Genomic DNA, 13,259 nt, shown 5'->3' on the forward strand with positions numbered 1-13,259 from the left:
GGATACCCGACTCGGCAGAGCCCCGAACCGGCACACGAATACCAGGTACAGTCCGCGGTTTCACGAACCCCGGGAATGCCCCTCATTCGCACTGCAGATGCATTCGCACGACGTCGCCTGCAATTGCAAATGCCGATGTCGGAAATTTACCTTATGGTGCGACACCTGTAGCTGAGCACCGCGCGAACCAACCGCGAACCCTCAGGAAAACGCAGGTCAGCGCGATTCTGGGCAACCAACCTCGATGCAGCCTTACCGGTTGGCAGGTTTCGGCCAGTAGGTTATCCGAATTTACGGGAATTACCGGCGTGGGAAAAACCGAGCCTCCGTGAGGGAGGGGCGATGGAACTACGCGTCCTGGGCCCCATTGAGCTTCGCATCGGCGGTCACTGGGTGGATCTCGGGCGCGGGCGGACACTCGCCCTGATGGTGGTAATGCTCGGCCTAAACGGCGGAAAGCCGCTTCCCCGGGAATCCATGCTGGCGCGGATCTTCAACGGGGACACCTCCAAACCCGCCACGTTGCATACCTACGTCACGCGGCTACGTAACCTGCTGCAGGGAGCCGGAGCCAAGCGCAGTGTGCTGGCAGAGCGATCGGGCAGCTACTCGCTCGCGATCGATCCCGAGAACGTCGACTGGCTGCGGTTCGACCGCCTGCACAAAGAGGCGCTTCGGCTCGAGCCGACCGGGGATGACGACACCGTCCTGGCGAAGCTGGACGAGGCGCGCGAGCTGTGGCGCGGCGAGCCGCTCACCGGGCTGTCCAACCGGTGGGCGCTGAGCATGCGCGAGACGATGCGGAAGGTACACCGCTCGGTTCTGGCCGACTGGGGGCGCATCGCCCTGCGGAACCGGTCGCCCGACGAGTTGATCGGCCGGCTCTCCGAGGACATGGAGCAGTACCCGCTCGACGGGCCACTCACCCGGAACCTGATGCTCGCACTACACGAGGCCGGCCGCACAGAGGAGGCTCTGGCCGAGTACCAAAGCCTGCGCAGCCGACTCGCCGAGGCCCAGGGAACCGACCCTGACCCGCAGCTACAGGAAACGTTCCAGTTGTTGCTGGGACCCCAGACTGGCGGCCGTACCCCGGACCGGCACACCAAAGCCGGTCGGCCTGCGAAGTCCGAACGGCAGCGCGGAGACGGCAGCCCCGCGCGTCCGATGCGCGACAACCTACAACGCGGTGTACCGGACTTCTCCGCCCGCGCCCAGGAGGTCGCGGCCCTCCTTGACGCCGTCCGCGCGAACACCCCCACCACCACTGGCGTGCACGTCATCAGCGGCATGCCGGGGGTCGGCAAGAGTGCCCTGGCCACCCACACCGGCCACCTGCTGCGCGGGGACTTCCCCGACGCCCGGCTCCACCTCGACCTGCACGGCAACCGCGAACACCCACCCAAGGACCCCATGGAGGCGCTGCACCAACTGCTCACCATGCTCGGTGTGCCAGGCCAGGAGGTGCACCCGACCCTGGAACTCCGCGCGGCGCAGTGGCGCGATGCCACTTCCGGCCTGCGCGCGCTGCTGATCCTGGACGACGCCCGCGACGAGGACCAGGTGCGCTGGCTCCTACCGGGCGGGCCGGGCTGCACTGTCCTGGTCACCAGCCGGCACCGAATGCCGGAACTCGAAGGGGCACGCGAGTACCGGCTGGACCCCCCGCCACCAGATGAGGCGGTCCGGATGTTCGCCACTCTGGCGGGCCAGGATCCCGACGACGAGCACCCCCGGTATGCGGAACTGGTACAGCGGGCCGAGTGTCTGCCGTTGGCGTTGCGGCTGCTCGCGAACCGGTGGCGCCGGCACCCAGGGTGGAGCCTCTCCGACCTCATCGGGCAGCTTGAGCAGGCGCGTGACCGGGTCTCGGCGTTCCACGCGGGCCGGGCCAGCCTGGAGGCGGCGTTCCGGGTGAGTCTGCGCGCGCTGAGCCCGGTCGCGCGGGCGGCGTTCGTCCGCCTGGGCCTGCACCCGGTACCCGAGTTCGGGGCGCACGCCGCCGCGGCGGTCATAGGCGAGCCGCTGGACCGCACGCGCGCGGCACTCGATGAGCTCGCCGACACGTCACTCGTGGAAGAGCCGTGGCCGCACGGGTACCGCATGCACGCGCTGCTGGCGGAGTTCGCGCGCGGGTGCGCCGAAGAGGAGCTGTCCCACCTTGAGCGGTTCGGAGCCACCCATCGCACCATGGAGTACTACCTGGCCGTGAGCGTGGCCGCCGATCGGGCGTACCTGCCACACCGGCACCGTCTCACCTCCCAGCACAGCTACCCGGTCGAGCTGCCGGGCATCGGATCCCGGGACGCCGCCGTGCGCTGGTTCCAGAGAGAGCTGCCGACCCTACTGGCGATCATGAACCACGCGACCCGCGACGGCGGGTTCGAACGACACGAGACCGGAATGGCGCACGCGCTGGCGGAGCTGCTGGACACCTATACCCCCGGCGGCACGGCCGTGGAGTTCCACCAACGGGCGGTGGACATCGCGGCCAGGTCGGGCGACCACGAACGCCTTGGCCAGGCACTCCTCGACCTCGGCAAGGCGCAGCTCCGCGACGGCGAGCCCAGCAGCGCCCTCCACAGCGCAGGGACGGCCCTGCACCACTGGCGCGAGGCGGGCGACCACGTGGGAAGGGCGCGCACCCTCGACCTGATCGGGCTCGTCCATCTGAGACAAGGGGGATTCGGCCACGCTTGGGGAAACCTCCAGGAGGCGCTCGACCTGGCACAGCAGGAGGGCCACCGGACAACCATGGCCACAGCGTTGGCGAATCTCGGAGTCTGCATGGATCACCTGGGTGAGCGCCAGATCGCCCGAGCGCACCTCGACGCCGCCCGGGAGATGCACCGCGAGCAGGGCAACATCAGGGCCCAGGCCATCGCCGCGACCAGCCTGTCCGCTGTGCACCACGACCTGGGAGAGAACCGAGTGGCGATCACCGTCGCCAACGAGGCCGAAGACCTGCTGCGCGAGATCGGCGACAAGCGCACGCTCGCCTGCCTGATCGGCAACATGGCGGAGATCAAGGCCACGGCTTTCGAGTACGACGAGGCCCTCAAGCTGCAACTGACAGCACTAGAGTCACTGCGAGAGCTGCGCGACCGCTCCGGGGTCGTACAGGCGCTGTGCAACGTTGGACGCACCTACCTCGCCCTCGATGATCCCGCTTCCGCGCTGCCCTACCTCCGCGAAAGCTGGGAGTACGCGACCGAGACCGCTGAGCACGTCAACCGGGCGGAGATCCTGGTCGGCCTCGGTACCGCCTACCGCCACCTCAAGAACGCCGGGCGCTCCGCGGAGTGCTTCAACCACGCCCTGGAGGCCGCCCGATACGACGGAGCAGCCGAGGAGGAGGCGTGGGCCCTGGCCGGGTTGGCCCATCTCGCGAGTCAGGACGGTGTCCCACAACGCGCGCGAACACTGTTCCTGGAGGGGCGGTCCGTACTGGATCAGACAGGTCACCCAGATGCCGTGGTTCTTGGCATACTCGCTGATATCGCCATCGATGACGACCTGAGGGAAGTCCTACTCACTGAGAGTTAGACCTCGTATCCGCCCTGGTGGGCGATAGGCCGTTTGTGCGCAACTCGCACAGATCGCTATACTCCCATGTCGGGCCGGAGAGCCGTCTGGACCCACCGCCGCACCTATCGCGCAGCTCGCATGGAGCCCCGTCGCCAGGACGGAGGCTCCACCGCTGCATGTTGTCAACAATCGCCGCTAGGAGTCCCCGGGTGCCCCTCCTCTTTGTCGTCATGCTGGGTGCCGTATCCCTCACCATCGCCATGGGCAAGTTTTATCCTTATTTGGCGCCTTTCTTCGGGTGACAGCCACCCATCCAGCCATCTGCAAGCCACTGCATGGCTGGTGGCATCGGTGTGCAAGCGACCTGTCAAGCACACCGGTGCACCCTCCTTGGTGAGTCTCCACAAGAGATCGTCAGGAGGGAACCATGTCCGACATTCCATGGACTCCAGGCCCGTACGGCCTCAACGCGCACAGCAGGGCGACCCACACCCCTGAGCGCACCGTTCTCGTCGTTGTCCACCATCTGACCGCCGGCACGCGACTGGCGGATGTGGTGCCGCTGATCGAACACGACAATCGTATCCAGGTGCTGTATACAGCGGCACCGGGGTCACCGTTCACCCAGTCAGGCGAGGAGTACATCCGCGGGCTGGGCGGGGTGGTGATCCCGTGGCAGGCGGCCATAACGAACAGCTTCGACCTTGCGATCGCCGCCAACCCGGGCCACCAGATGGCGCAGCTCCACGCCCCCATACTCACGCTGGAGCACGGGGTCGGCCCGGGAAAGCTGGTCGCACGAGCCGACGGGTACGGGCCACGCGCACCGAGGTACGTGACTGGCCTCGTGGCGGGCGGCCTGATCACCAACGGCCGAGTCATCCCGACCGCGCTCGGCGCCCCCAACGAACGCCACCGCGACGCCCTTGCGGATCTCGCCCCCGAGCTGGAGCAGGTGACACGGGTTGTCGGTGACCCGACCTACGACCGGTTGCTGGCCAGCCTCCCGGACCGGGCCGAGTACCGGCGCGCCCTGGGTGTCGACGACGACCGCTCGCTGGTGGTGGTGTCGTCGACGTGGGGGCCGCACTCACTTCTGGGACGCGACCTGACCCTGCCGGCCGCGCTGACTGAGGCCCTCCCGTCGAAGAACTATCGAACGGTGACGATCCCGCACCCGCTCATGTGGCTGTGGCACGGTCGCCGGCAGGTCCGGGCATGGCTGGCCCAGGCGCAACGGCAAGGAGCCGACCTGCTTCCTCCGGAGGAGGGGTGGCGGGCGGCGCTGGTCGCCGCGGACGCCGTAATCGGCGACCACGGGTCGGTGACGATGTACGCCGCCGCCCTCGGTCGTCCGACCCTGCTCGCGACGTTCCCGCACGACGAGGTCCATCCCGGATCGGCCATCGAGCTCCTGGGCCGGGCCACGCCCACTCTGGACCGCGGTTCGGCATTGGAACCCCAGGTCCACGCCGCGATCGACAACCACGTCCCGGAGCGCGGCGACTGGTACGCCCCCCTCGTGTCGTCCGTCCCCGGGGAAGCCGCGTCCCGGCTCCGCGAGGTCATGTACGAGTTGATGCGGTTGCCCGAGCCGGACACCCCGCCTCGGACCGAGCCGGTGCCACTTCCCCGGGTGCTCCCGCGTTTGGAGGGCGAGCCGCGATGACACCGGCCGTTGCGCTTCGCGGCGCGCTGACGGTGGTTGGGCCCGATGCCGTACCGGGCGTCGGGCCCGCCGCCCAGACCACCTTTTCCGTAACCGACGACCACATATGGGCGCGGGCGGCGACGGTTCGCGCTGGCGGGCTGGGCGTCGCCGACGTCGTCACGCTCGACTCGGGCGAGGGGCGCCCGGCCGGCGCGACCGCCGCCGACCTGCTCGACGCGTGGCCGGGCTGCGTCGCTGTAGCTGTGCCCGGCGGCGACGGCGTGCTGATCGCCATCCGGGACCACGGCGCGCTGACCGTGCCGGGCCAGGATTATGGCGCTCAGCTCCCGATCGTGCTTTCGCTGCTGCACACCTGGGTGGCGGCGGGGCGACAACCGGGGGAACTGGCGGGCGCGGCGGGAGCTCTGCCCCCCGCCGTAGTCGGCGCCATCAGGACAGCTCTTCCCCAGGGTGCTCCTCTCCGGTGTCGCTCTCCAGGTCGGCGAGGTGCTGTCGTACGGTTTCGGCTTCGGGGGCGCCGAGTTCGGTATAGCTGGACAGTGCCCGCTGAAGGTGTTCGCGCGATGATCGGGGATGGCCGCGGAGCTGGGCCAGTTCACCGAGCATCTGGTGCACCCGGGCGACCTCCATGCGCGCACCGGCCCGCTGGCTGACCCGTAGGGCCTGGCCGAGCGTGGTGTCGGCTACCTCCAGAGGGCCCGCCTGGAGGTAGCACGCCGCCAGGCCCACCAGGGCGCGGCTGGCCATGTAGTCGTCGCCGGTGGTCGTGAGGTAGTCGACGGCCCGGGTGAGGTAGCCGATCGCGGCGTCGTACTCGCCGGCGTCGCGGTGGGCCTCGCCGAGACGGCGGTCCATGATCGCCACACCGCGCGCCTCGCCCTGCTCTTCGAAGATCCGCAGCGCGGCGGTGAACCGGGCGATGGCCGAGCGCGGATCCTGGTTGACGATGTCGGCGACCCCCAGGTTCTCCAGCGCGGCGGCTTGGCCCAGGCGGTGGCCGGCGCGGACCCATAACTCGTGGGCGCGGCGGTAGAGCTCGGTGGCGGTGTCGACCTCGCCGAGGTTCATGTGGGCGCCGGCGAGCGCCACCAGCATGCGCGCCTGGGCGGCGGGATCGTCCAGGTCCTCAGCGGCCGCCAATCCCGCCTGGTGCGTCGCCGTCCATGCGCCGTAGTGCTTCCGCAGGCTGAACAGCATCCACAGTGCCTCGCACAACTGCCACGCGGCCTGGTTGCGGCCGCTGTCGCGGGCCAGGAGCACCAGCGCGCGCAGGGTGGGCAGCTCCGTGGCCAGCCAGTCCAGGGCGGAGGTGCGGCCCTCGAATACCGCGGGGCTCTCGCGGGCGTCCTCGAACATGGGGTTGAGGTGCCAGCGCCCCGGGTTCAGGGTGAGGTCGGCGGCCACGGCGGTGCGCAGGTAGTAGTCGAAGAGGCGCTCCAGGGCCGCCTCGCGTTCCCGGGCGGGCTCGTCGTCGCGCGCCCGTTCGCGCGCGTGGATGCGCAGCAGGTCGTGGAAGGCGAACCGGCCGTCGCCGCGCTCGCCCAGCAGGCTCGCCGCGACCAGGTACTCCAGGTGCTCCTCGGCGTCGAGGTAGTCGATGCCGGCCAGCGCCGCCGCGGCCCGCACGTCGAAGTCCGGTCCCGGGTGCAGCCCTAGCAACCGGTACAGCCGCGCGGCCTCCTCGGGCAGGCTGAGGTAGGAGACATCGAAGACCGCCCGTACCGGCCTCTCCTCGTGCCGGCTGAGCACCGCCAACCGGCGCCGCTCGTCGTCCAGCTCGGCCACCATGCGCTCTGCCGAGCGGTCGGGCCGCATGACCAGTCGGCCCGCGATCGCGCACAGCGCCAGCGGAAGGTTCCCGCCCAGCCGGGCCAGGTCACGGAAGGTGCCCGCGCCGATCGTGGCGCGGTGCCCCGCCACCAGACCGTTGAGTAGGCGCACCGCCGCAGCCGCGTCCAGCGGTCCGATGTCGAGGAACCGCGGGCGGTGCGCCACGAGACCGGTGAGCCGCAACCGCGAGGTCACCACGACCAGGTGTGCACCCTCACCGGGCAACAGCGCACGCACCTGCGCCGCCGACAGAGCGTTGTCCAACAGGACAGCGATGCGGCGACCCTTGGTGCGCTGGCGAAACAAGGCCGAACGTGCCGCCAGCCCGCGCGGGATCTCCCCCGGCGCCACCCCGAGCGCCCGCAGGAACGCGTCAAGCGTCTCGTCGGGCTCGACCGCCTCCTCCGGTGCGAAACCCGCCAGGTCGGCATAGAGCTGACCATCGGGGAACTCTGCCATCGCCTCGCGCAGGAACCTCGTGGCCAACGCGGTCTTGCCCACCCCACCGGGGCCGGTCAGCACGACCAGCCGCACCTGTCGGGTGTCGCCGACCTCCGCGTGGACCTGAGCGAGACGGCCAAGCTCCCCCTCGCGGTCGGTGAAGCCAGCGGGCGCCAGCGGAAGCTGGCACACGGCGCCTTCGTCGTTCGCATGCGAGTGGAAATGCACACCGCCGTAAATGGCCCCAGCCTGCACAGCGGTCCCGGGAACATCACCGGTTATCCCGGCGATCGGGTTCGGGGGTTCCTGTCCCTCCCGGTAATGCTGTGCTTCGTCCTCCGATCCGTTACCAGCAGACTGCACCAATTCTCCGATTGTTGAACCGATCGTGATGAGATCGCCAGAATATCCTGTTTATCCGGAACGTCAGATGGCACCCCTTGACACCGTGAGCTGCATACCCGTGAAACGGGAGTTCAGAAATCCTTATCCGGCGGATCAACGTGCACGTTTAAGCCCAGAGCAGGATTTCTGGTCCCAGGTCGGGACGCCGCGCGATTGATCGGCCCTCACAGGTTCCGGAAATCGCCCATCCCCGTTATGCGCGGTCCACGCCGAGTACGTGGGGTCCGGAGTTCGACACCTGCCGCTTCCGGACCACGCACTGCGGGGTCCCGCATGGCCACGGGCCACCGTCACCCGGTGGCCATGCGGGAGGCCGCTACCCGGATCGCCAGTCGGCGGCGCGTTCGGCGACGTAGGTGCGCAGGTTCGCGGCGGTGGCGCCGCACACCTTTCGGCGGTCGTACTCGACCAATGCGCCGACGATAGTGATCGCCAGGCGCCGGGCCCGCTCCTCGGGCCCGTTGAGGCAAGGAGCGATGACCTGGCGGACGTGGTGGCACTGGCCGCCGTCCCGGGTGGTGTGGCGCAGGCCGATGACGTAGGTCCGTTCCCAGCGGCGCAGGGCCGTCCCCATGGGCAGCGTGTGCCGGCACCGGCGGCTTACGCGCTCCCCGCCGACGGTGGTGCCGGCCTCGTAGGTGACGCTCTGCCAGTCCTCGTCCACGACCGCGATCGCGGCGTCCATGGCGTGCGCCCACTCATGCAGGTCGGCGAGATCATCCACTGTGTAGGACTCCGCGGTCACCGTGCCCCCTCCGTCCTGGGCCGCCGCTCGGCGGGCTTCCCAGCCGGCGGGCACGGGTGCGAGGTGGAGTTCACGGCCACGAGGTGGCGGTCGGGCTTGGGGCGGTGCCGCGTGGCGGAGGATTGCGGGCGTCCAGTGGTGGCGAGGTAGGCGCGGACCGCGTCGGCCAGCTCGCCCATGTCGCCGGCCGGTGCGGGCGCCGGTGTGGGGACCGGCTCGGCTTGGGCGAGGTCCATCAGTGCGGCCAACCTGAGGCGGATCGCGTCGGCGCTCTCCTGGTCGCGGCGGCGTTCCTCGGCCAGGACGTACGGCCGCACCAACGCGGCCTCCGGCTCAACGTCGGGCGGTGGCGGTGGTGGCGGCTCGGCGTGCAGGTAGGGCCGCACTCGGCGAACCGTGCGGGGACGCCGCGGAAGAGGCGGAACCGGTGGACGAACCGCGCCGGGCGCGTGGCGCCCAGGGCGCCGCGCCGGAGCGACGAGCGCCAACGTCAACAGGGCGGCCAGTAGATACAGGTCTCGCATAGCTCCCCCATGGGGTCGGGCCGGATGGGAGGTCCGGCGGGAACGCGGGAATCAGGAGGGCCATAGTTCGGCCCATGTCGTGCACTCACCTGATCGGCGGCGCGTGGACCCCATGGCGTCAGCGAGCGCAGAGACGAGACCGAGCCCGTCGGGCGCGTCCTCGTCGACCTCAGCGTCACCGGTGCCGCGCGGGTGGCGACCGCGCTGGTCGGTCACGTCGATGCGAACGGCTTCGGCATCGACCACGTGCACGGTGATCTCACCCGTGCTGGCGCGCACGGCCGAGGTCACCAGTTCACTCGTGATCAGCTCGGCGTCGTGGACGCGGTCGAATCCGGCCAGCAGCGCAGCCACACCGCAGCGCGCGGCTGGCACCATGGCGGCGATCGCCGGGATGGTGAGGGATTCGTCCATGCCCGCCTCACATCAGGATCAGCACGTGCAGATTTAAAATCTGCACGTGTAGCTTGATTCAGCACGTACAGACTTGTCAAGCTGATCGTGCGAATTTGTCTTCGAAAGGAGCGCCGTGGCCCGCCCGACGTACCAGCGCATAGCCGACACGCTGCGGCAGCGCATCATCACGGGCGACTACGGCCCAGGCGAACGGCTCCCGTCGCGCCAGGCGCTCGCCGACGAGTTCGGCGTTGGTCCGCGGGTCGCGGCCGACGCCGTACAGCAGCTCGTTGCCGAGGGCTACGTCCTCGCCCGCACCGGCTCGGGTACCTACGTGCGGGCAAAGCCGCCCGTGCGGCGCCTCACCCGGTCGTGGTACCGGGAATCGCGCGGCGGCTCGCCTTTCCGCGCGGACATGGCCGCCCAGGCGGTCCGCGGCGGCTGGGAGTCCACATCCGAGAGCGTGCCCGCACCCGAGGCGATCACTGACCGGCTGGCAGTCGAGGTCGGCGCCGAGGTGATGCGCACCCGCTACACGTTCACGGGCGACGACGAGCCCGTGATGCTGTCGACCAGCTACGAGCCGCTGGAGATCACCCGCGGCACCACCATCGTCCTGCCCGAGGACGGGCCACACGCCGGCCGCGGCGTCGTCGAGCGCATGCGCCAGATCGGACAGCGCATCGTGCACGCGGGCGAAATCGTGACGGCACGCCCCGCGGACAACGAGGAAGCGGACCGGTTGCGGCTGGGCCGCGGCACGGTGGTCATGGTGATCCAGCGGACCTACTACACCGAGGACCGGCCAGTCGAGACCGCCGACATCGTCGTACCACCGGACCGCTACGAGCTGGCCTACATGATCCCGGTCAACCAAGACTAGGGACGCACAAGAACGGCCCCCGCTGGTTGCGGGGGCCGTGACGCAATTCCCAATGCGTTCCCGAGGCGGAGTCTAACGAGGCAGACGGCGACCAGACACCACCCCATCAGCCGCGGGACAACACCCGGCCAGGCTCGTCGACCCACAGCAGGTGCTCTCCCTCGGCGGTCATGGTGAGGCCGAGTCGGGTGTGAGCGGGCCGTCCCGTCTGCTGCCACCACGTGTAGGCGGCAGACAGTTCGTCGAAGAGCATCCGCGGGCCGTGCTGACGCACCCGGTACCCGCCGACCCTCTCCGGGGTGACCCGCCATGAGGCCCAGGACCCGGAGTCGGGGTCCATCAGGTACACGGTGAACCGGCCCTCGGCGGGCTCGCCATCGTGTACCACGGTGGATTTCATGTCCGGCACCTGAAGACCAACCACGAAACTCGCGTCGAAGTCGGCGACCGGCTCGTAGGGATGTACCTCGGTGGTGGTCTCCGTGTAGTCGTGCTCGGGACGCACCCGATCCTCTACCGCGCCATGCGGTGTGCGTTGGTCGCGAACCCACATGAATCCCACGTTGCCGCCGAAACGACCCGACGCGGAACCATCACCGTGGACCGTCAACCTCAGCAGCGTCCCGTTGTGGAACGCGGTGCCGAACGGGGCGACGATGCGGCCACCAGGCCGGGTTTGCTCCACCCACGCATACGGGACCCGCTGCACAGCAGCGGTAGCGATCACCCGGTCATACGGGGCGCTCGCCGGGGAACCGGCCATGCCGTCACCACAGAGAACCGTGGGGTGGTAACCAGCGTCAGCCAGCGCCTTACGCGCGGCCTCGGCCAGCACCGGGTCAACCTCGACCGTCGTCACCCGCTCATCACCGAGTCTGTCGGCCAGCAGGGCAGCGTTCCACCCTGTGCCGGTGCCAACCTCCAGAACCCGGTACCCCTCGGCGACGTCGAGCGCCTCCAGCATCATCGCCACGATCGACGGCTTGGACGCCGACGACGAGATGTAGCCCGGCCCGGTCTCGGCGCCGTCGTCGAGCTGGGTGATGACGGGGGCGTCGGCGCAGACGAGCTGGTTCCACCGGTGTGGGGCGTCGGCGCGGTGCACGGCCTGGCGTTCCTCATCCCAGATGATTTCGGGGATGAAGTTCTCGCGGGGCACACGCTCGAAGGTAGGTGTCCACTGCTCCGAAAGGTCGCCCGACTCGACAATCCGGGCGACTAGGTCCGACGTCACTTCTTGTCCGGAGGAGTTGGCTCTGGGGGAGGTGGCGGTGGAATGTCCTTCTCGGGTTTGTGACCGTCGCTGTCACTGGTGTCTTCGTGCTTGCCCACTGCTGGACCTCCTGTAGCTGGGGCTGCTACTCCGGCCAAGGTAACCCGGCGACCACACTGTGTCAGGAGAACGACCGAAGACGGCCATTCAGCCGACCATCACCCGGCGGCCCAGAAACACGGATGCGGTTTCATCCAGACACCATCCCGTCAGCCGCGGGACAACACCCGGCCAGGCTCGTCGACCTGCAGCCGGTGCCGCGGTTTCGGCTCATGGTGAGCGATGTGCGATGACGATGAGAGTTCCCAGCAAGTCCGCTTCGGGGGCGGGATGTACACGGGCGTCAATGTCAGCGAAGCCATGCTCGCCCAGGATGGCGGCCCAGGTTTCGGGTTCGTAGGCCCACCGGTACACCCAGGTTCGGCGGCCGGTGAACCCGCCGCCGTACATCCCCTGCACGCCATAGCTACCGGGCACGGGCGGGGCATGGGAGAACACCAACCGCCCACCCGGGCTCAGCCGCTCACGGATCAGCGGCAGCAGCCGATCAGGGTCGGTGAACCACAGCGCACCCCAGATCGAGTAGATCGCGTCCCAGGACTGAGAGGTATCAGCGAGGTACGCGCACACATCGGCCCGCACGAACGTGGCGCCGGACAGGTCGCCCCACTGCGCTGCAGCCTGTTCGCGCTGCAGGGGTGAGACGTCAACACCGGTGGCCTCAATCCCTTTGGTAGCCAGAGCGGCGACCGCGTTGCCGCGTCCGAACCCCAACTCCAGGGTGGACAGCACGTCTCCCAGAAGTTCGTCGCCGGGGCCGTGTCCTTCGTACTGGCACCACCCGAAGGCGTCCTTCAACGCCTTCTCGCGAGACTCGGACGTCATGCCGGAGGCGTAGCGGTCCCAGTAGCGGGAGAGGCCGGAGGTATCTGTGGTGCCAATGATCTCGCTCATGTGTGTGAGGCCCTTGTGACGACGGCAGGGGCCACACGCTAGCGCCAGCGCGCGCACGGTCGCCGGCGGACACACGAAATTGGGGCCGCACCTGCAGGTGCGGCCCCGACGTGGTCCGGTAGGGGTCAGTGGCAGTCGCTGCCGGGGTAGCAGGGGGTGCACTTGGCGCCGTCGCGCTCCCACAACGGCCAGTCCACGGCGAAGCCGTTGTTCTCGATCACGTGGGCGGTCTTCATGACCGACCCGTCGTACTTGAACTCGACCTCGGGCGTGTGCTCCAGGAAACCGCCGTTGAAGTGCCGGGCGCAGAACTCGCGGTAGTTGGTGGTGTCGAGGATGAAGCCGTGCACGGCGATGTCGATCAGCGGCCCGCACCCCAGACCGAGGTGCTGGCCGTGCTTCTCCATCGCGGTGATCAGGTAGGCGATGGCCTGGTCAAAGCACCGTTCGGCCATCACAGTGTCCCAGGGGTGGTCGCGGATAAGCAGTGCGATCTCGCGGTCCCACACCTCAGGTGGGACAAATGCGCGGGGGTCGCGGACGGCAGCGGGGGCGGGCGCGGTCGCCGTGGCGGTCATCGGGGATCTCCTCCAGCGTGTCGGGAGCCG

General features: G+C 69.1%; 10 protein-coding genes. 3 read left to right on the forward strand and 7 right to left on the reverse strand.

What is annotated here, in order from left to right; genetic code table 11:
• Positions 1–342 precede the first annotated feature (342 nt).
• Both F4561_RS20605 and F4561_RS20610 read left to right on the forward strand, forming a co-directional pair.
• Positions 343–3,546 carry an AfsR/SARP family transcriptional regulator gene (locus F4561_RS20605; RefSeq protein ID WP_184581006.1) on the forward strand — a complete coding sequence of 1,068 codons (3,204 nt, stop codon included), beginning with the start codon at positions 343–345 and terminating at the stop codon, positions 3,544–3,546.
• A gap of 409 nt (positions 3,547–3,955) precedes the next feature.
• Positions 3,956–5,197, forward strand: coding sequence for a glycosyltransferase family 28 protein (locus F4561_RS20610; protein WP_184581007.1), 1,242 nt, complete (start codon positions 3,956–3,958; stop codon positions 5,195–5,197).
• A gap of 432 nt (positions 5,198–5,629) precedes the next feature.
• On the opposite strand, the gene F4561_RS33760 is transcribed toward F4561_RS20610, so the two are convergent.
• The 4 genes from F4561_RS33760 to F4561_RS20630 all read right to left on the reverse strand — a co-directional run bounded on the left by F4561_RS33760 (position 5,630) and on the right by F4561_RS20630 (position 9,559).
• Positions 5,630–7,834, reverse strand: coding sequence for an ATP-binding protein (locus tag F4561_RS33760; protein ID WP_184581008.1), 2,205 nt, complete (start codon positions 7,832–7,834; stop codon positions 5,630–5,632).
• A 358-nt stretch (positions 7,835–8,192) separates the two neighbouring features.
• Positions 8,193–8,621, reverse strand: a complete 429-nt coding sequence (locus F4561_RS20620; protein WP_184581009.1) for a hypothetical protein — start codon at positions 8,619–8,621, stop codon at positions 8,193–8,195.
• Positions 8,618–9,007, reverse strand: coding sequence for a hypothetical protein (locus F4561_RS20625; protein ID WP_184581010.1), 390 nt, complete (start codon positions 9,005–9,007; stop codon positions 8,618–8,620). The genes F4561_RS20620 and F4561_RS20625 overlap by 4 nt, the downstream gene beginning before the upstream one ends.
• A gap of 189 nt (positions 9,008–9,196) precedes the next feature.
• Complete coding sequence (locus tag F4561_RS20630) at positions 9,197–9,559, reverse strand: ATP-binding protein (RefSeq protein WP_184581011.1); 363 nt, start codon at positions 9,557–9,559, stop codon at positions 9,197–9,199.
• A 115-nt stretch (positions 9,560–9,674) separates the two neighbouring features.
• On the opposite strand from F4561_RS20630, the gene F4561_RS33765 reads away from it, so the two are divergent.
• On the forward strand, positions 9,675–10,424 hold the full coding sequence (locus tag F4561_RS33765) for a GntR family transcriptional regulator (RefSeq protein ID WP_184581012.1): 750 nt from the start codon (positions 9,675–9,677) through the stop codon (positions 10,422–10,424).
• Positions 10,425–10,530: 106 nt separating this feature from the next.
• On the opposite strand, the gene F4561_RS20640 is transcribed toward F4561_RS33765, so the two are convergent.
• From F4561_RS20640 to F4561_RS20650, 3 genes are all read right to left on the reverse strand, one after another.
• On the reverse strand, positions 10,531–11,658 hold the full coding sequence (locus tag F4561_RS20640) for a methyltransferase domain-containing protein (protein WP_184581013.1): 1,128 nt from the start codon (positions 11,656–11,658) through the stop codon (positions 10,531–10,533).
• A 309-nt stretch (positions 11,659–11,967) separates the two neighbouring features.
• Positions 11,968–12,651, reverse strand: a complete 684-nt coding sequence (locus F4561_RS20645) for a class I SAM-dependent methyltransferase (protein ID WP_184581014.1) — start codon at positions 12,649–12,651, stop codon at positions 11,968–11,970.
• A 125-nt stretch (positions 12,652–12,776) separates the two neighbouring features.
• Complete coding sequence (locus F4561_RS20650; RefSeq protein WP_184581015.1) at positions 12,777–13,229, reverse strand: glycine-rich domain-containing protein; 453 nt, start codon at positions 13,227–13,229, stop codon at positions 12,777–12,779.
• Between the last annotated feature and the right edge of the window lie 30 nt (positions 13,230–13,259).

Source organism: Lipingzhangella halophila, assembly GCF_014203805.1.
Classification (GTDB): Bacteria; Actinomycetota; Actinomycetes; order Streptosporangiales; family Streptosporangiaceae; genus Lipingzhangella; species Lipingzhangella halophila.

Excerpts from the sequence above, each read along its gene's own strand:
- F4561_RS20605 (WP_184581006.1), top strand. The coding sequence starts at position 343 with ATGGAACTACGCGTCCTGGGCCCCATTGAGCTTCGCATCGGCGGTCAC.
- F4561_RS20610 (WP_184581007.1), top strand. The coding sequence starts at position 3,956 with ATGTCCGACATTCCATGGACTCCAGGCCCGTACGGCCTCAACGCGCAC.
- F4561_RS20630 (WP_184581011.1), bottom strand. The coding sequence starts at position 9,559 with ATGGACGAATCCCTCACCATCCCGGCGATCGCCGCCATGGTGCCAGCC.
- F4561_RS20645 (WP_184581014.1), bottom strand. The coding sequence starts at position 12,651 with ATGAGCGAGATCATTGGCACCACAGATACCTCCGGCCTCTCCCGCTAC.
- F4561_RS20650 (WP_184581015.1), bottom strand. The coding sequence starts at position 13,229 with ATGACCGCCACGGCGACCGCGCCCGCCCCCGCTGCCGTCCGCGACCCC.